Source organism: Nonomuraea sp. NPDC049784, assembly GCF_040659615.1.
Classification (GTDB): domain Bacteria; phylum Actinomycetota; class Actinomycetes; order Streptosporangiales; family Streptosporangiaceae; genus Nonomuraea.
Map to the genome: position 1 here is coordinate 21,289 of NZ_JBFAMX010000002.1, position 17,560 is coordinate 38,848.

The window sequence follows — 17,560 nt, forward strand, 5'->3', positions numbered from 1 at the left end:
TTGCGGGCCCGTCCCTTCCTGACCATGTCCTGGAACCCCGGGCTGGCCCGGGGCCGCGGCATCCGACACCGCGACTTCTGACTACCCGAAGGCGACACGCGGTCACCCTCCAGGAGTCTGAAGGTACACCGGCAAAGCGCACGGGGGGACCCGCCCGCTACACCGGTCTTGCCCTATCAACGTACGTCACGTTGTGCGGTGTTCCCGGCCCCGTTCCAGATTGCTACTTGTAAACATGTGGGGCCAGAGTGCCGATGAACGGCAGATTCCGGTATCGCTCGGCGTAGTCCAGCCCGTAACCGATGACGAACTCGCTGGGAATGTCGTAGCCCACATATTTCACATCGATGGGCACCTTCACCGCGTCCGGTTTCCGCAGCGCGGTGCAGATCTCCAGCGACGCCGGATTGCGCGACTTCAGGTTTTCCAGCAGCCAGTGCAGGGTCAGGCCCGAGTCGATGATGTCCTCGACGATCAGCACGTGGCGGCCCATGATGTCGGTGTCGAGGTCTTTCAGCACGCGCACGACGCCGGACGACTTGGTGCCCGCGCCGTATGACGACACCGCCATCCAGTCCATTTGCACGGGCACGTGCAGGGCCCTGGCCAGGTCGGCCATCACCATGACGGCGCCCTTCAACACCCCCACGAGCAGCAAGTCTTTACCCGCGTAGTCCTCGTCGATCCGCCCGGCAAGCTCTTTGATCTTCGCCTGGAGCTCGTCCTCGGGAATGAGGACCTTTTCCAGGTCATTGCCCATGTCGGCAGCGTCCACCTGTGGTTCCTTATGCGATGGGACTGATGGCGACTATCAGGGTGCCATACCGCCGCACGGCGGACAGACCCCCCGGCAGGTCCACGGCCTTCTGCCCGTGCCACCGCGTGACCAGCCGATCCACGGCCAGGACGTGAGTGGCGGAGAGGGCTCCTGAAGGCGCCCCGGCCGCGATGGCCGCTCGCCGCAGCACCCTCCGCCTTACGGCGTCTGGGAGCTTTTCCAGCTCCGGTACGGCTAGCGTCACCGAGCCCGGAATATCGCTAAGAGCGCAATTCTGGAACGCCGATTCCGCCCATTGATCGAGGGCGTCGGCGTCCTCGCGAGCGATCCTGGCGGTCCTGGCGAGCGCCTCGGCCACTCCCGGGCCGAGCTCCGCCTCGAGGACGGGGATGACCCTGCTTCTGACGCGAACCCTGGTGTAGCGGGGGTCCTCGTTGTGCGGGTCGTCCCAAGGCACGAGGCCCATGGCCTGACAGGCCTTGACGGTGGTGGCTCTGGGGATGTCGAGGAACGGTCTCCGGTAGCGGCCGCTGCGTGCCGCCATCCCGGACAGCGACCTGACGCCGCTTCCCCTGGCCAGTCCCAGGAGCACCGTCTCCGCCTGGTCGTCTCTGGTGTGGCCGAGCAGGACCACCTGCGCCTGGTGTTTGCCGGCCGCCTCCGCCAGCGCCGTGTAACGCGCCTCCCGCGCCGCCGCCTCGGGCCCGCCCTCGGTGCCCACCGTCACGGTGAGGACCTCGGCGGGATGGAGGTCCAGCTGCGTTTCCCCGATGTCCGCGACCGTTCTCGCCCGCTCGGCCGAGCCCGGCTGGAGCTGGTGATCCACGGTGAGCAGCCCGGCCCGGAGCCCCATCCGGGGGGCCACGAACCCCAGCGCCGCCGCCAGCGCGAGTGAGTCGGCTCCACCGCTGCACGCCACCAGGACCAGCGCGCCCTTCTGGACGTCGGCCAGCGCCTCACGCACTGCCCTGCGCACGTCGGCTACGGCTGGATGTGGGCCCACGGGTGCCATTGTCCCGTGCCGCCGCCCGCCACAACGCCACCCACACCCCACCCCGACGACGCGGCGTCCCGAGTGCGGGGTGGTGCTTCGAGTGGGCGGGTGGTGTGGTCAGGGACCCTATGCCGGGAGGGCCGGGGTGCCGATGACGCGGTTGATCCAGGCGTCCGGGTCCGCGATTTCCGGGGTCGTGGGGAGCGTCTCCGGGGAGGTCCAGATCCGGTTGAAGCCATCCATCCCGGCCCGGTCCACCACCGTCCGTACGAATGCCGACCCCTCCGCGTACTGCTTCATCTTGAGGTCGATCCCCAGCAGCCGGCGCACCGTGCGGTCGAGCCGGGAGCCGCCCTCACGGCGCTGGGCGAACTTGGCGCGGATGTCGGCCACCGAGGGCACCACGGACGGGCCCACCGCGTCCATGACGTAGTCGCCGTGCCCCTCGACCAGGGTCATCACGGCCGTCAACCGGTCGAGGATCTCCTTCTGGCCAGGCGACTGGATGGCGTCTATGAGATTGCCCTCGCCGCCGCGCACCACGTCGGCCACCGTGTCGGCGGCGTTGCGGAGTCGCTCGAGCAGCGTGGGCAGGTCGAGGTCGGACGCGAGCAGGAACTCGGTCATCTGCGACCGGACGTATTCGCGCAGCCACGTCACGCCCGTGAACTGCACCCGGTGCGTCTCCTCGTGGAGGCACACCCACAGGCGGAAGTCGTGCGGGTCGACGCCCATCTCGCGTTCGGCGTGGACGATGTTCGGGGCGACGAGCGTCAGGCGGCCCGTGGGCTCCTGGCCCGTGGGGTCTGGCGGGAGGAACAGCTCGTACTGCCCCAGGACCCGTGAGGCGAGGAAGGCGAGTACGGCCCCCACCTCCACGCCCGTGATGCGGGAGCCCACGGCCGTGACGATGGCGGGCGGCTGGTTGGTGCCGCTGCTCATGCGCTGCGTCAGCGGCTCGAGCACCACGCGGAAGCCCTCGACGTTCGCCTTGATCCAGCCGGGCCGGTCGACGACGGTCGCGGCCTGCGGCGCGGTATCCGTATGGATCTTGGTGAAGCTGCGCACGTGGCCCTCGGCCTCACGTGACAGGGTACGGAGCTCGGTGACGGCCTGCCTGGCCTCCTCCCGGCTCACCTGAGGACCGGGGCGCACCAGGCGCGTGCCGGTCGTGACGGCCAGATCCCAGTCGATCACCTGCATAACGTCCACCGTACGTGCTCCACGCCTGTCCCGCGAAGAAGCGCCGGTGTCTGGACTGAGGAGAGAGGGAGCGAAGCGACCGAACGACGAGGGAAGACACCGGATCCCAGCGACTGAGCCGCGATCCGAAGGATCGCCATCAGCACGCGAAGAAGCGCCGGTGTCTGGACTGAGGAGAGAGGTGAGCGGCGATTCGGAGGATCGCTCTCAGGAGCGGGCGACTATGGCGGCCAGGCGGTCGAGGACGGGTTCGGCGGTGACCGGCACGTCGTCCGCCATGAAGGCGAAAGTCACCAGCCGCCCGTCCTTCGTCGTCGCCATGCCCGCAAGCGTGTTGACGTTGTTCAGCGTCCCGGTCTTGGCCCGTACCAGGCCGACCTCGTCCCGGCTGTCGCTCGACGTGAATCGCCGGCCGTTGCCCAGCGTGCCGGAGAAGCCGGCGATCGGCATGCCCGAGGCGATGGCGTGCAGGTTGGGCTGGCTCGCGGAGCCGGACATGGCAATCAGCTTGGCGAGCGCGCTCGGGCTGATGCGGTTGCGGGTGGACAGGCCGCTGCCGTCCGAGAGCGAGATGCCCTGCCCGGCTCCGAGCCGCTGGAGCACCGCGATCACGGCCTTGGTGCCTCCTTCGAAGGACGCCTCCTGGCCCTCCTTGATGGCGACGTGCCTGGCCAGTGCCTCGGCGAGGTCGTTGTCGCTGTGAGTGAGAGTGTGCTCGACGAGGGAGTAGAGCGGGGCGGAGTCCACCCGGCCCAGCTCCGGGGCGCCCGCCGGGGCCTTGCCGGGCCGTACGGAACTCGACACCGTGATGCCCTGCTTGTCCAGCAGCTTGGCGAAGGCCGCGGCGGCGTATTGGGGCGGGTTGGAGACGCGAGGCTGTTTGACGCGCGGGTTCTGGCGGCCTTCGTCGATGGTCAGGGCGTAGACGGGCGCCACCTCGCCGTCCGGGACGTAGTTCGGCTTCCATCCCGGGGCGATCGGTGTTCCGGCGAACAGCGACGCGTCATACAAAAGGGTGATTTTTCGAAGGTTTTGCGATTTAAGGGTCGCGGCGGTGCGGGCCGCCAGCGTGGCCAGGCTCGCCTGCCTCGGGTACGAGGGCTTCGCCGACGGACCGGCGAGCAACGGGTCGCCGCCTCCGACCAGGACGGCCGTGCCCGGTTTCGGCCCCTGGACGACTCTGGTGGACAGGCGGGTGTCCGGGCCCAGGGACGCGAGGGCGGCGGAGCAGGTGGCGATCTTCGTGGTCGAGGCCGGGACGATCGGGGTGTCGGCGTTGGACGCGAAGATCCGCTCGCCGGTGGCCGCGTCGAGCACCACCGCGCCGACCCGGTCGCCGAGCGCTTCGTCACCCAGCGCGTTGGTGAGCTGCCGCGTCAAAGTACCCTTAGTCGGGAGAGGTCCGTCTCCTGACTTCACCGAAAGCTGGGCCAGCACCGGCCCCGAGGTGACCACGGGGACGGGGGGAGACTCTTCCGGTGGGGACGCCGTCGGCTTGGCTGGAGACTGCCTCGTCAACGCGCCCAGGCTGAAGCCGGTGGTCATCGCATAAACGCCGGTGACGATCGTCAGGGCCTGGAGCACGGCGAGAGTGGTCAGCATCAGCCACCGGTCGTGCCGCGCCACGTCGCCTTCCCTCTCTCCTGGTGTTCGCCTACGAGACATTAACGCCCAGCCGGGGGTGCCCGGGGGCTTGAGTGCGGGAGACGATGCCTGACCAGGCGTTGCCTGGTGAGGCGGGATCGACCCATGAGAAAGGACCGCGGTGGAGTTCGACGTCGTCGTTGAGATTCCAAAGGGGCAACGGAACAAGTACGAGGTGGACCACGAGACGGGGAAGATCCGGCTCGACCGGCTCCTGTTCACCTCCACGCAGTACCCCGCCGACTACGGCTTCATCGAGCACACCCTCGGCGAGGACGGCGACCCGCTCGACGCGCTGGTGCTGCTGCAGGAGCCGACGTTCCCCGGTTGCTACATCACGTGCCGGGCGGTGGGCATGTTCAGGATGACCGACGAGAAGGGCGGCGACGACAAGGTCCTCTGCGTCCCCTCGACCGACCCGCGGATGCATCACATCCAGGACATCCATCACGTGTCGGAGTTCGACCGGCTGGAGATCCAGCACTTCTTCGAGGTCTACAAGGACCTGGAGCCGGGCAAGTCCGTCGAGGGCGCCAACTGGGTGGGCCGCATCGAGGCCGAGGCCGAGATCGAGCGCTCTTTCCGCCGGGCCAAGGACTCGGGCCATCACTGACCGTCCCCTTCAGCGGGGCCTGGTGGCGCCCACCAGGTCCCCGCGCCAGATCGAGGCGACCCGCACGACATCGCCGGTCTGCGGGGCGTGCACCATCTGACCGTCGCCTACGTAGATCCCGACGTGGTGGATGGTGCTCGGATCGTCTTTGACATGGCCGAAGAAGAGCAGGTCGCCTCGTTTCAGCTGGTCCAGCGGCACGTGCTCACCCGACGTCCACTGGGTGCCCGTCCAGTGGTCCAGCTGTTTGCCCGCCTTCTCCCAGGCCCGCATCGTCAGCCCCGAGCAGTCGTAGGTGTCCGGGCCGGCGGCCGCCCACACGTACGGCTTGCCGAGCTGGGTCAGCGCCCAGTTGGCCGCCACGTCGCCCAAGGCCGAGCCCCCCGCGACCAGCCCTGACAGCGACGCGGCCCGCTGCCTGGCCAGCAGTTGCGCGTGGCTGCGCGCCTTGTCCACCTGGTGGCGAAGGACCGCCGTACGCGCTCTGAGCTCCCTCGTGTCCTGCCGCTGCCTGGCCACGGCTTCCTCGGCGGCGCTCTTGGCCTCTTCGGCGCGCTCGGAGGCGGCCTGCTGGGCGGCGAAGGCGTTCGCGGCCTCGGTACGCAGGATGGCGGCCACCTCCTGGGCGTCGCTCATCCTGCCGAGTATCGCCGCCCGCTCGCCCCAGAGCTGCGTGAGCACCCCTGCCCTGTGCAGGACTCCGTCCCTGTCGCCCCGGTCGACGATCATGCCGATGATCGGCGCCATCGGGCTCAGCCCGCCGTAGCTCTCCGCGGCCAGCAGCGCGACGTCCTGCCTCGCCCGCTCGACCTCCGTGTCCGCCCCCGCCAGGCGTGCCTGGGCCTGCCCGTATGACTGCTCGGCCTGCTGGAGCCGGACCAGCTCGCCGTTGTACGCCTCGACCAGCCGCTCCACCTCGGCCGCCAGATCGTCCAGCTGCGACTGCGCCGTGGCCAGCTCGGCGGTGGCCGCCCCCAGTTCTTTCGAACGGTCACGTGCGGCTTGGCGAGCCCGTTTCACCTCCCGCGAGGAGGGGGCGGGGTCGGCCTCCGCGGGCGGGCACAGCGCGACTATGAGGCAGCACGCGAGCAGCCCCGCCCGAAATGCACGCATTAGTCCCCCTGGAAACACACGGCTACTCTATGCACACGTTTCCCGCCGAGCCGCTTACGTAACGTAGTCGGCGCACGCTCGTCCTCGCCACAAAGGACCGTGGGATCGCGTCGGTGTGTTGCGGAGTACCGCTGTGCAGGGGGCCGGGAGGTCAGCCGCTCACGGTGGGCGAGGGCGCTTCGGTGGGGGTGGCCGTCTGCGTGGGCGTCGTCGCGGTCGGCGTCGCGGTCGGCGTCGTGGGGGGAGGCTGCGTCTCGGTGGGCGTGCGGGTCGGCGTGGGGCAGGGAGTGCGAGTGCGAGGCGTGGACGGCGGCGAGTGCTCGGGCGGCGGCGCGCCGGTCGGCGGGCTATGCGTCGGAGGGGTGACGTACGTCGGAGGCGGGACGTGCGAGGCAGGCGGCTCCTCATTGGGCTGGGGCGGCCCGGAGAACGAGGGCGCACCACGGGCCGACGTCGAGCGAGCCGCGTCGTGGGCCGGTATGACGGACGGCACGAGCATCGGAGCGCCGGTCACGACGATCGGCTGAGTGGATCTGCTGTCCAGGACGGGCTCCCCGGTGACCGGAACCTTCCCTGACTCGGAATGCCAGGGCAGCTGGATACCGGGCGGCTGGCCCGTCGCGGGAAACGCGGCCGTCGCCACACCGGACACCCCGCCGCCGCTCCCCCCGCCGAGCTGCTGGAAGATCACCACTATCGCCACCACGGTCGCGACCGCCGCCAGCGCGCCCGCCACCGCCTTAGGCCACCTCTGAGCGGCGTTCTCCGCGGAGACGGGAAATCCGGCGGCGCCGAGGGCCGCCGTACGCCTGGCGACGTAACGGCGGTAGGGCAGCAGCTCCGGGTCGATGAAACAGCTCATCACCCGGACGCGGAGCGAGTCGGGCAGCGCCTCCGCGGGCAGCAACTCGAAGACCTTGGCGGCCGACACCTCCCGGTGGCGGTGCGGCGCGCAGATCTCGCACCGCGGCAGGTGCCTGACCAGGCGCTCGCGCATCTCCTGGGTCAGCTCGCCGGAGAACCCGGCCAGCATCGCGGCCCGCCGCGGGCAGTCGTACGGGCCCTTCCTGGCGAGGACCTCCGCGGTGATCGCGTCGTGCAGGCGCTCGCGGGCCTCCTCCAGAAGCGGCTCCAACTGCCGCGTCCCGAGCACCAGCGCCATCTCTGACGCGGGTAGCGAGTGCCGGTACGCGAGCTCCAGGACCTCGCGGTCGGCGACGGGCAGGCTCTGGACGGCGTTCCAGGCCATGATCCGCAGGTCGGCGTCGGCCGGGTCGTCCAGGGGCGGCGCCTCGGCCAGTGCCTCGGCGGCGCCCGGCGGCGCGGCGGCCCTGCGGCGCAGGCACTCCGCGCGGGCCAGCGCGTACAGCCAGGCGCGCAGTAGATCGGGGTCGGCCAGCGCGCCCGCGTGCGCCTCGGCGGCGATCAGCGTGTCGCGGAGCGCCACCTGGGCGCTGTCGGCGCTCCGCAGCAAGGACCAGCAGTAGCAGTAGATGCTCTCCGCGTACGTGTCATAGAGCGCGGAAAGCGCGCCTGGGTCACGGGCGCGGAGTGCTTCGACCAGGACGCGGTCATTCATATGACCGAAGGTAATTGATTGGTAACTAGTAGTTCTACCGGTTTCAGCCTACGGCATGGCAGCGCCTTTGAATTTGGGCAGAATTATTGCTTATGTTCTGAGACGACCTGCGTGCTCCGGTCCACCGCGAACGGCTCGGTCACGGGCTTCACCGTGTGGACCGGCACGGCGCCGGCGAGCGCCAGATCCTCGTAGGGACGGCCGGTGGACCCCCAGGTCCTGGCCGCGATGTCGGTCGTCGCCACAACTGCTCCCTCGGGCAGCCCCGACACGGTGAGAATGAATCGCGGCGGACTGCCCGCTTTCACGTCGTCCACGAACGTGCTGCCACCGCCGAGGAGTTTGCCCGCTTTGTCGCGCAGCAACGCATTCACGACCAGGCTGCTGGCCGACATTTGATAAGGATTACCGACATATCCAGTAATGAGGTATGAGCCGTCCTTCTGGCGCAAAGTCTGGCTCCGGGTGATGGGAAAGCTCTGGAATGCCGAGGGAATTCGGGCCGCCAGCCGCCAGCGCGCGGGACGGTACTGGATCGTCACCTTCGCCGGCTTCTCCGACGACGTGGCCTGGCCGGTGAAGGCCAGCGACCCGCCCGGCGGCACGGCGTCGAGCGGCTGGTCCATCCTGACCACCTCGGTGCCCTTGGCGTCTTGCCCGACGATCGTGGCCACCACGTGTTCGCCGAAGTGCCATGGGTTGGCGTTACTGAGCACGCCTGCCCAGCTGACGGCGTACCCGTCGGCGGATTTGACGATATTCGAGACCTGCTCCTTGAGAGCGAGGGGCTTGAGCTCTTGTACTGGCCGTTTCTCGCTGGAGCACCCGGCGAGGCAGATCGCCCCGAGTGCCCCGAGTGCGAGCAGGCTGACGGTTCGGCTACGCGGGATCACTTTGCCGTGATAACCCGTGCATGGGCACGGATGGCAGGTGACACGCGCCAGGCGTACCAACTCTTTAACGGGGGCGGGCGACCCTGGCCTCGTCCCAGACCGGGTCCGGCGACTCGTAGACCGCGCCGTCGGAGCCGAAGACCAGGTAGCGGTCGAAGTCGGCGGCGAACCAGCGGTCGTGGGTGACCGCCATGACCGTGCCGTCGAACGCGTCCAGCCCCGCCTGCAACGCCTCGGCGCTGGCCAGGTCGAGGTTGTCGGTCGGCTCGTCGAGCAGCAGCAGCGTGGCCCCGGACAGCTCGAGCAGCAGGATCTGCAGCCGCGCCTGCTGCCCGCCCGAGAGCGAGTCGAACCGCTGCTCGGCGGTGCGCCCCGCCAGCTCGTAGCGGGCCAGCGTCTTCATGGCCTCGTTCTTCAGCTTGGCGTGCTCGGTCATGACGATCTCGACCGGGGTGCGGCCGAGCAGGTCGGGCCTGGCGTGAGTCTGGGCGAAGTGGCCGGGGACCACGCGGGCGCCCAGCCTGGCCACGCCGTCGTGGGCGACCGGCTCGTCGGCCAGCAGGCGCAGGAAGTGGGACTTGCCCGAGCCGTTGGAGCCGAGGACCGCGACGCGTTCGCCGTACCAGACCTCGAGGTCGAACGGGCGCATGAGCCCGGTGAGCTCCAGACCCTCGCAGATGACCGCGCGCTTGCCGGTGCGGCCGCCTCTGAGGCGCATCTTGATGTTCTGGTCGTTCGGGGCCACCTCGGGCGGCCCGGCCTCCACGAACTTGCGTAGCCGCGTCTGGGCGGCGTGGTAGGCGGCGGCCATGCCGTCGTTGTACCTGGCTTTGTTCTTGAGCATGTTGACCAGGGCCTTGAGCTTGGCGTGCTCCTCGTCCCAGCGCCTGCGCAGCTCGTCGAGGCGCTCATTACGGGCCTTGCGGGCCTCCGCGTACGTGGCGAACCCGCCGCCGTGGATCCAGATGTTGCCGGACTCGACGGTCACGATGCGGTCGGCCGCGTTCGCCAGGAGCTGGCGGTCGTGGCTGACCAGCAGCACGGTCTTGGGCGTCTCCCTGAGCTGCTGCTCCAGCCACTCCTTGCCGGGTACGTCGAGGTAGTTGTCGGGCTCGTCCAGGAGCAGCGTCTGGTCAGGGCCGCGCAGCAGCGCCTCCAGGACGAGCCGCTTCTGCTCGCCACCGGACAACGTGGCCACGTCCCGATATTTCACTCTTTCGTACGCGACGCCGAGCGCGGCCACCGTGCAGGTGTCCCACAACACCTCGATGTCGTAGCCGCCCGCGTCGGTGTAGTCGCTGATCGCCTGCGCGTAGCGCATCTGCGTCTTCTCGTCGTCGCGCTCCATCATGGCCAGCTCGGCCTCGTCGAGCCGCTCGGCCGCCTTGCGCACGGCGGGCGGGGCGACGCCGAGCAGCAGGTTGCGCACGCTGCTACCGTCGCGCACGCTGCCGATGAACTGCCGCATCACGCCCAGCCCGCCGGAGCTGGCCACGCTGCCGTCGACCGGCTGGATGTCACCGGCGATCAGCCGCATGAGCGTGGTCTTGCCGGCGCCGTTGGGCCCGACGAGCGCCGCCTTGACGCCTTCACCGATCCTGAAGGACACGTCGTTGAGCAGGGGCCGCCCGTCGGGCAGCACGTACGTGAGATGTCCTACTTCGACGTGGCCCATCCCGGCAGGTTAACCGCCGCCTTCCGGCGCGGTCATCACATTTTCCGCGGATCAGGGTCGGCGGCGGTTCAGACGAGCGCGTTCTTGTAGAAGATGCTGGCCTTGCGGGCCCCCGGGGCACCCGAGGCGAGGCCGAGGCACAGCCGGGGCCGTCCCGACACGATCTGGATGGCCAGGCCCTCCGGCTCGCGGTAGTCCAGGGACTTGCCCGCCTGGCTGAGCGAGCGCTGGACCTTGGCGCCCGTGCGCAGATCGACGCAGGTGAGGTACGTGTTGCCCGGCGCGGGATTGGAGGAGCCATAGGCGGTGCCGTCGAGCAGGTAGAGGTAGTTGCCGTAAGCCGTGTAGCCCTGGAAGACGCCCAGGCCGGACGGCTGCGCGACGTCGTACAGCTTCCTGGCCGTGCCCGCCTTGACCGCCGCCAGCGAGTACGCCACGAACCGCGCCTGGCCGCCGACCCGGCACCGCATGATCAGCCGGTTGGTGGACGGGTCGATCGCGCACGTGGTGCTGGTCGCGCCCGAGATCAAGGTGTACTTGGTGAGCGCCGAGGACGACGGCCTGAGCGTCCGGCCGTTGACGAACTTGAACCTCGCCAGCCGCCTCCCCCAGGCGTTCCCCGCGCCGTCGCTCGCCGCGTCGGTCTCCGTCCACAGGTAGGCGGAGCCGCCCGACGGCTCGACGCCGATCTGCACGCCGTGGCCGAAGCCCAGCAGGTACATGTGGCCGAGCACCGACCCTGACAAGCTCAGCTTGGTCACGCAGAGATCTCCGGCCGCCGCCGACCCCGAGCCGTTCTTCAGCTGGGCCAGGTAGATGTGCCCGTGGACGTTGTCGAAGGCGAACGACTGCAGCACCGTCTCGTCGTACAGCGCCTTCTTCCAGATCAGCGAGCTGGCGGGCGCGGCCAGGTTGAACCGCCCCTGGGCGGAGGCGGCCGCCGCCGTCTCCGTGCCCACCAGAGCCGTAGCGGCGACTCCGGCACCGACCTTGAGCAGATCTCGGCGAGTGACCGGCATGTGACCTCCATTACGGACATTTACGGATATTTCAGGAAGTCATCACCATAGTGCAGTTGCACCGAGGGCCACCGCCGCATCCCACAATCCGTTCCGGCGGAGAGTGAGAGGGGCCCTAGACAGTAAGTGATCTAATGACTAGAACTGTAGGGAACTCCCCTCCCCCAAGGACCAGTGATGACGCGATTCCGCTCCGCCTTAGCACCCCTGGCCATCGCGTTGGCCGGCCTGACGGCCGTGCCGCAGCAAGCCTGGGCGGCCCCGCCCAGGCCCGTCCCGTCGGTAGCGCAGCAGCAGCAGCAGGCCACGCCGGCCGCCGCCTGCGCCCCGACCGTCAAGGGAACCACGACCGACGCCCGGCTGACCAGCCTCTTCACCAACTACGGCAACGACAACAGCCGGGTGGACGACTGGACGGGCGCCGACGGCACCTACTCGGTCAAGCTGCCGAGCGGCAAGGAGCTGTGGATCTTCTCCGACACCTTCCTCGGCCGGGTCAACCCCGACGGCTCGCGTCCGCCCGTGGTCGGGGAGGGCGGCGACACGGTCTTCCTCAACAACTCCTTCGCCGTCGAGCGCGACGGCAAGCTGTCCACGATCCACGACGGCACCGTGGAGAAGCCGACCGCCGTGATGCCCCCGCGCGACCAGAACCACTGGTTCTGGGCTGGTGACGCGACGGTGGCCGGCGGGACCGTGGAGGTCACCTACCAGGAGTACGAGCGGTACGGCACCGGCGCCTGGGACTGGCGCTGGCACCGGAACGTGGTGGCCAGGTTCGCCGCCGGCCGGCTGAACGAGCCGATCAGCGTGAGCGACCTGCCGTCCGCGCACGGCATCTCGTGGGCCTCCGCGATCCTCAAGGACGGCGGATACACCTACGTGTACGGCGTCGAGGACCTCGGCTCGCCCAAGTACATGCACGTCGCCAGGGTCAGGGGGCAGAGCCTGCTGGGCACGTGGGAGTTCCTCAAGGCGGACGGCACCTGGTCGCCGGACGAGGCCGACTCGGCGCGGATCATGAGCGGCGTGGCGAACGAGTACAGCGTCACCCGGGTCGGATCGGGGTATGCCCTGATCACGCATGACACGACCGAGGTGCTCAGCCCGAATATCGTGGCCTACACCTCGTGCTCGCCGGCAGGCCCGTTCACCGCCAAGCAGCACGTCTACACGACCCCCGAGACCAGCGGGAACATCTTCACGTACAACGCCCACGCACACCCCGAGGTGGCCGGCAACGGCCTCGTCATCTCCTACAACGTCAACAGCTTCGTGAACACCGACCACTACCGGGACGTGACCATCTACCGGCCGAGATTTCTGGATGTGACTTTCCAGTGAGGCGCAACTGGGCGGCCCGCCTGCGGCACGTCACGATCGACGGGCTGCGGGCGGTCGTGCTGGAGAACGAGCGGCTGCGCGTGACCGTCGTGCCGGACAAGGGCGGCGACGTGGTGGAGTTCCTGCACAAGCCCACCGACACGGACTTCGTCTGGCTCTCCCCGCAGGGCCTGCGCAACCCGCACGACCACCTCCAGGGCGCCACCGATGACGTCGCCCAGTTCGTCGACCACTACGAGGGCGGCTGGCAGGAGATCTTCCCCAGCGGGGGCGCGCCGAGCGAGTACCGCGGCGCCCGGTTGGCGCAACATGGGGAGGTCTCCGGGCTGCCATGGCAGTGCGAGGTCGTGACCGACTCCGAGGAGGAGGTCGCGGTACGGCTCAGCGTGCGCACGCGGCGGCTGCCGTACCGGATGGAGAAGGTCTTCAGACTGAGGTCGGGGACGGCGGCGCTGGAGATCGAGGGCCGGGCCACCAACGAGGCCGACATCCCCCTGCACGCCATGTGGGGGCAGCACATCGTGTACGGCCTGCCGTTCCTGCGCCCCGGAACCACGATCCGGCTGCCGGACGGCGTCAAGGTCATACCTCACGAAAGCGCGATAAATCCAGCAAAAGGCCGCCGAGTGAAGGCAGGCGGCCCCTGGGACTGGCCGCGAGTGCCCGCCGATCAAGGCGGCGAGACCGATCTGAGCGTGGTCCAGGAGCGGGGGGCGCCGAGCGACATCGTCTATCTGACCGGCTTTAACGAGGGTTGGTACGAAATTTCGGGGGATATCGGTATGCGTGTGGAATGGGACGCGACTCTCCTGCCGTACCTGTGGATGTGGCAGGAGCTCGGCGCGTCCACCGATTATCCCTGGTGGGGGCGGGCGTACACGGTGGGTCTCGAGCCGTTCTCCAGCATGCCGACCGACGGCCTGGCCGCCGCCGTGGCCAACGGCACGGCCCTGATCCTGGACCCGCACGAGACGAAGGTGTTGCGGTTGCGCGCGGAGGTATTGGCATGAGCGAGTTCAGTGGCAAGGTCGCGCTGGTGACGGGCGGTTCGATGGGCATCGGCCGGGCGGTGGTCGACCGGCTGGCCGACGGCGGGGCGTCCGTGGTGTTCTGCGGCGTCGACAAGGACGCGGCGCTCGACACCGAGAGCGTCACCGGTGTGGTCGCCGACGTGCGCAAGGCCGGCGAGATGCGCGACCTGGTGGACCTCGCCGTGGCGAAGTACGGCGGGCTCGACATCGTGGTCACCTGCGCGGGCGTGCAGCGTTACGGCACGGTCGAGGACACTCCTGAGGACGTCTGGGACGAGGTGCTCGACATCAACCTCAAGGGCGTCTATCTCGCCTGCAAAGCCGCCATCCCCAAGCTCAGGGCCCGCGGCGGCGGCTCGATCGTGATCATGTCGTCGGTGCAGGCGTTCTCCTCGCAGGCGCAGGTGGCCGCGTACACGGCGAGCAAGGCCGCGCTCAACGGCCTGACCAGGGCCATGGCGCTCGACCACGCCTCCGACGGCATCCGGGTGAACGCGGTCTGCCCTGGCTCGGTGGACACTCCGATGCTGCGCTGGGCCGCGGACCTGTGGCGGGGCGAGCTGTCGCAGGAGGAGCAGATCCAGCAGTGGGGCCGCTCCCACCCGCTGGGCCGCGTGGGCCGACCCGAGGAGGTGGCCGAGATGGTGGCGTTCCTGGCGGGACCGCGCTCGTCGTTCATCACGGGCGCCGAGCACCGCGTGGACGGCGGGCTGCTCGCGCAGAACCCGGCCGCCCTCCCCGAATAGATCGGGCGGTGCTTCCCGAGAAGCCCACGGAATCCCCTTGTTGCGCACCAAAGCTGGCAAGAGTTGCGCCAACGCCACGAACTCCCAGGTCATACCGCTGATACCAGTGTTCCTCGGCGTGCCGGGCACGCGCCCCGGCTCCGGGCGCGCAGCCCTGCACGGGACCTCGAAACGACCCACTGCTCGAGGAGAGACCTGTGAGGCTATCCAGAAAGGCCGCCGGCCTCGTCGCCACGGCCGCGATCTTCACCGCGGTCGTCCCCGCCGGTGATGCGGTGGCGAGCCCCCGCTCGACCTGTTACGGCGGTCGCGTCTGCCTGTACGCCGCCTTCGACTTCAACCGCGGCCACGCCGACCTCTGGCGTGACTTCATCGAGGACGACCCTGACTTCGCCGACAACAACTGGCTGAACTGGGACTTCTCCAACTCCTGGCACAGCATGGACAACGAGACGAGCTCCATCAGGAACCGCATCGGCTGCAGCGCCACCCTCTGGCAGCATCCGGGCTACACCGGCGCTCACAGCACCTTCACGCACGACTCGAACGACGGCTTCCTGGTCAACAACGCCATCACCAACAACCGAGCCAGCGCGCTGGACATCTGGTGCCGCTGAACAATCACTGGAGTTCCGGTTTCCGGGCCTGGCTGCCGGAAGCCGGCGGACTCCTCGCGGGCGCGCTGCTGCTGATCTCCGCCGCCGGCTGCGCCGCCCACGAGCCCGCGCCACGGGCGTCCGTGAAAGACGTCTCCTCGGTGTCAGAGCTGGTGCTGCCGTTCGACGCCTACAAGACCACTCCCGAGCAGCGGGCCATCCTGGGCAACGCCCACAACCAACTCGTCGTACGGTGCATGCGCAAGAAGGGGACCACGATCGACCTGCCTGAGGAAGACCCCGTAACCATCGCCGCGGTGGACCCCGGCAACTCCCGCCGCTACGGCGTCTCCGACACCGTGGCGGCCAAGAACTTCGGCTACCACCTGGCCCGGCTGCACTTCCCCGACATGACGGGTGCCTGGGCGGGCAAGCTCTCCAAGCCGGCCCGCCACCGCCTGTACGGGTCCGCCGTCGACCGCGGCTGTCTGGACAAGGCCACGCTCACCCTCGGCAAGGGCGCGCAGAAGGCGGACTGGCCGTGGCTGGCCCTGCAGGACTCGCTCACGCTGGAGCAGGCCGCCAAGCACCCGTCCGTGACGGAGGCGGTCAAGCGCTGGCAGTCGTGCATGAGCCAGGCGGGCCACTCGTACCAGGCTCCCGAGGCCGCCATCGCCGACAGCCGCTGGAAACTGGACAAACCGGCCATCAGCGAGAAGGAGAAGCAGGTCGCGTTCGCGGACACGACCTGCAAGTGGTCCTCGGGCCTGATCGCCGCCTGGTTCGCGGCTGACGCGGAGCTCCAGCGGACGCTCATCCGGGACAACCCCGAGCGTTTCGCCGCGCTCCGCGCCAACCTCAAGCAGCGCCTGGCCCGCGCGTCAGGCCTGCTGGCCGAGGACGAACGCGGCCAGGTCCGCTGACTGGCGCAGCCTGCTCGGCTCGTGGACGTACATCATGTGGCCTGCCTCGTAGTACCTGAACTCCACGTTCGCGGCCAGCTCCGCGGGCACGGGCAGGTGGGCGAAGGCGTGCTCGGCGGCGTAGTACGGCGTCGCGCCGTCGTGGTAGCCGCAGGCCACATGCACCCGCAGGTGCGGGTTGGCCCGCATGGCCGCGGCCAGCTTGTCGACCACCGCGACGTGGGCGCCCTCGAACTCCTTGAACGACCACGGCTGAACCCGCGAGGTGAGCACCTCGTACAGCAGGTCGTTGGCGTAGCCGAGCTCGGTGCGGAGGTAGTGGTTGAGCGCGGCGCTGTAGGGGCCCATGATCGCGTTCATGCTGGGGTCGGCGGTGAAGTGCTCGCGCCCCGAGTCGGGGTCCCAACCGGTGAACCGCCCGTCGAGCCGCCCAACGACCTGACGGCGCGAGCGCAGCACCTCGGTGAAGAACCGGATGTGCTCGATCCGCAGGTCCACACGGTCGACGTAGTCCTCGCTCAGCCCCGTCAGCGCGGCGATCGTGGAGACCGCGGCCGCGCGCTCCTCGTTGCCGAGGCGGCTGCCGCGCGCCAGTGCCCACAGGTAGTCGCGCTCGGCGAACGCCTCGGCCTCGCGCAGCACGTCGTCCAGCGGCCGGTCTCTGTGCAGCCCGTGATAGTGCGCAATAGCGGCATAAGTCGGCAGATAGAGGGCGTAGGACAGGTCGTTGCCCTGGTTGAAATCGCCGGTGATGTAGTCGAGCACCGAGGAGATCAACATCACGCCGTTGAGGTACATGCCGTACCGCGACTGCAGGTGATCGGCCAGCCCGGCCGCCCTGACCGTCCCGTACGACTCCCCCGCCAGGAACTTCGGCGACATCCACCGCCCGTTCCTGGTGGTCCACAGCCGGATGATCTCCCCGACCGACTCGATGTCGCCGGTGAAGCCGTGGTACGGCTCCGCCTTCTCACCTTCGGCCGCCCGCGAGTAGCCGGTCGAGACCGGGTCGATGAAGACCAGGTCGCTCACGCCCAGCAGGCTCTCCTCGTTGTCGACCAGGCCGTAAGGGGGAGGCAGGAGCGATCCCGCGTCCCCCATCACGACCCGGCGCGGCCCGAGCACGCCCAGGTGCAGCCACACGCTCGAGGAGCCGGGGCCACCGTTGAACGCGAACGTGACCGGCCGGCTCAGCGGGTCGGCCCCGTCGAGCGTGTACGAGGTGACGAACATCTCGGCCTTCGGGCGCAGGCCCTCGAACTTGCCGTCGGTGATCACCTCCTCGCGCAGCACCATGGTGCCGGTGGTGGCGGTGTACGCCTGCCCAGACGGCAGGGTGTGCGAGGTGGTGACGAGGTTGTCGGCCGGGGGTGCCGGCTGTGTTGCTTCAGACATATCGCCCAATTATG

The 17,560-nt window shown here is 69.2% G+C and carries 16 protein-coding genes; 6 read left to right on the forward strand and 10 right to left on the reverse strand.

Annotated elements, in window-relative coordinates; all coding sequences use genetic code 11:
* Window positions 1-223: 223 nt before the first annotated feature.
* The 4 genes from hpt to dacB all read right to left on the reverse strand — a co-directional run bounded on the left by hpt (window position 224) and on the right by dacB (window position 4,601).
* A complete protein-coding gene (gene hpt / locus AB0J09_RS00725) occupies window positions 224-775 on the reverse strand; it encodes a hypoxanthine phosphoribosyltransferase (RefSeq protein ID WP_360683002.1) in 552 nt (183 codons plus the stop codon).
* 10 nt (window positions 776-785) lie between these two features.
* Window positions 786-1,790, reverse strand: a complete 1,005-nt coding sequence (tilS, locus tag AB0J09_RS00730; protein ID WP_360683004.1) for a tRNA lysidine(34) synthetase TilS — start codon at window positions 1,788-1,790, stop codon at window positions 786-788.
* Window positions 1,791-1,898: 108 nt separating this feature from the next.
* Complete coding sequence (locus AB0J09_RS00735; protein ID WP_360683125.1) at window positions 1,899-2,975, reverse strand: zinc-dependent metalloprotease; 1,077 nt, start codon at window positions 2,973-2,975, stop codon at window positions 1,899-1,901.
* Between the two features lie 207 nt (window positions 2,976-3,182).
* On the reverse strand, window positions 3,183-4,601 hold the full coding sequence (gene dacB / locus AB0J09_RS00740) for a D-alanyl-D-alanine carboxypeptidase/D-alanyl-D-alanine-endopeptidase (RefSeq protein WP_360683006.1): 1,419 nt from the start codon (window positions 4,599-4,601) through the stop codon (window positions 3,183-3,185).
* 139 nt (window positions 4,602-4,740) lie between these two features.
* Between dacB and AB0J09_RS00745 the strand changes: the two genes are divergently transcribed.
* The gene (locus AB0J09_RS00745) at window positions 4,741-5,232 is read left to right on the forward strand and encodes an inorganic diphosphatase (protein ID WP_360683008.1); all 492 of its coding nucleotides are present in this window, start codon (window positions 4,741-4,743) and stop codon (window positions 5,230-5,232) included.
* A gap of 9 nt (window positions 5,233-5,241) precedes the next feature.
* Here AB0J09_RS00745 and AB0J09_RS00750 read toward each other — a convergent pair whose 3' ends face one another.
* From AB0J09_RS00750 to AB0J09_RS00770, 5 genes are all read right to left on the reverse strand, one after another.
* Window positions 5,242-6,345 (reverse strand): NlpC/P60 family protein, encoded by a 1,104-nt coding sequence (locus tag AB0J09_RS00750; protein ID WP_360683010.1) that lies wholly within the window; start codon window positions 6,343-6,345, stop codon window positions 5,242-5,244.
* Window positions 6,346-6,496: 151 nt separating this feature from the next.
* Window positions 6,497-7,924, reverse strand: coding sequence for a sigma-70 family RNA polymerase sigma factor (locus tag AB0J09_RS00755; protein WP_360683012.1), 1,428 nt, complete (start codon window positions 7,922-7,924; stop codon window positions 6,497-6,499).
* 83 nt (window positions 7,925-8,007) lie between these two features.
* Window positions 8,008-8,877, reverse strand: a complete 870-nt coding sequence (locus tag AB0J09_RS00760; RefSeq protein WP_360683014.1) for a hypothetical protein — start codon at window positions 8,875-8,877, stop codon at window positions 8,008-8,010.
* Window positions 8,878-8,881: 4 nt separating this feature from the next.
* A complete protein-coding gene (locus AB0J09_RS00765; RefSeq protein ID WP_360683016.1) occupies window positions 8,882-10,492 on the reverse strand; it encodes an ATP-binding cassette domain-containing protein in 1,611 nt (536 codons plus the stop codon).
* 68 nt (window positions 10,493-10,560) lie between these two features.
* A complete protein-coding gene (locus AB0J09_RS00770) occupies window positions 10,561-11,511 on the reverse strand; it encodes a teichoic acid biosynthesis protein C (RefSeq protein WP_360683018.1) in 951 nt (316 codons plus the stop codon).
* A gap of 177 nt (window positions 11,512-11,688) precedes the next feature.
* Between AB0J09_RS00770 and AB0J09_RS00775 the strand changes: the two genes are divergently transcribed.
* The 5 genes from AB0J09_RS00775 (at window position 11,689) to AB0J09_RS00795 (ending at window position 16,151) form a co-directional block, all read left to right on the forward strand.
* Window positions 11,689-12,855, forward strand: a complete 1,167-nt coding sequence (locus AB0J09_RS00775; protein ID WP_360683020.1) for a DUF4185 domain-containing protein — start codon at window positions 11,689-11,691, stop codon at window positions 12,853-12,855.
* The gene (locus AB0J09_RS00780; RefSeq protein WP_360683022.1) at window positions 12,852-13,865 is read left to right on the forward strand and encodes a DUF4432 family protein; all 1,014 of its coding nucleotides are present in this window, start codon (window positions 12,852-12,854) and stop codon (window positions 13,863-13,865) included. Before AB0J09_RS00775 ends, AB0J09_RS00780 begins: the two co-directional genes overlap by 4 nt.
* Complete coding sequence (locus AB0J09_RS00785; protein ID WP_360683024.1) at window positions 13,862-14,632, forward strand: SDR family oxidoreductase; 771 nt, start codon at window positions 13,862-13,864, stop codon at window positions 14,630-14,632. Before AB0J09_RS00780 ends, AB0J09_RS00785 begins: the two co-directional genes overlap by 4 nt.
* 197 nt (window positions 14,633-14,829) lie before the next feature.
* Entirely contained in the window at window positions 14,830-15,249 is a 420-nt protein-coding gene (locus AB0J09_RS00790) for a peptidase inhibitor family I36 protein (RefSeq protein ID WP_360683026.1), read from the forward strand.
* A complete protein-coding gene (locus AB0J09_RS00795; RefSeq protein WP_360683028.1) occupies window positions 15,240-16,151 on the forward strand; it encodes a hypothetical protein in 912 nt (303 codons plus the stop codon). The genes AB0J09_RS00790 and AB0J09_RS00795 overlap by 10 nt, the downstream gene beginning before the upstream one ends.
* On the opposite strand, the gene AB0J09_RS00800 is transcribed toward AB0J09_RS00795, so the two are convergent.
* Window positions 16,110-17,546, reverse strand: coding sequence for a peptidase S10 (locus tag AB0J09_RS00800; RefSeq protein ID WP_360683030.1), 1,437 nt, complete (start codon window positions 17,544-17,546; stop codon window positions 16,110-16,112). The two genes, AB0J09_RS00795 and AB0J09_RS00800, sit on opposite strands and share 42 nt — an antisense overlap.
* Between the last annotated feature and the right edge of the window lie 14 nt (window positions 17,547-17,560).

Bases quoted from the DNA above. Each gene is read 5' to 3' on its own strand.
- AB0J09_RS00750 (WP_360683010.1), bottom strand. From the start codon at position 6,345: ATGCGTGCATTTCGGGCGGGGCTGCTCGCGTGCTGCCTCATAGTCGCG.
- AB0J09_RS00735 (WP_360683125.1), bottom strand. From the start codon at position 2,975: ATGCAGGTGATCGACTGGGATCTGGCCGTCACGACCGGCACGCGCCTG.
- AB0J09_RS00755 (WP_360683012.1), bottom strand. From the start codon at position 7,924: ATGAATGACCGCGTCCTGGTCGAAGCACTCCGCGCCCGTGACCCAGGC.
- AB0J09_RS00800 (WP_360683030.1), bottom strand. From the start codon at position 17,546: ATGTCTGAAGCAACACAGCCGGCACCCCCGGCCGACAACCTCGTCACC.
- AB0J09_RS00770 (WP_360683018.1), bottom strand. From the start codon at position 11,511: ATGCCGGTCACTCGCCGAGATCTGCTCAAGGTCGGTGCCGGAGTCGCC.
- AB0J09_RS00785 (WP_360683024.1), top strand. From the start codon at position 13,862: ATGAGCGAGTTCAGTGGCAAGGTCGCGCTGGTGACGGGCGGTTCGATG.
- tilS (WP_360683004.1), bottom strand. From the start codon at position 1,790: ATGGCACCCGTGGGCCCACATCCAGCCGTAGCCGACGTGCGCAGGGCA.
- AB0J09_RS00765 (WP_360683016.1), bottom strand. From the start codon at position 10,492: ATGGGCCACGTCGAAGTAGGACATCTCACGTACGTGCTGCCCGACGGG.
- AB0J09_RS00775 (WP_360683020.1), top strand. From the start codon at position 11,689: ATGACGCGATTCCGCTCCGCCTTAGCACCCCTGGCCATCGCGTTGGCC.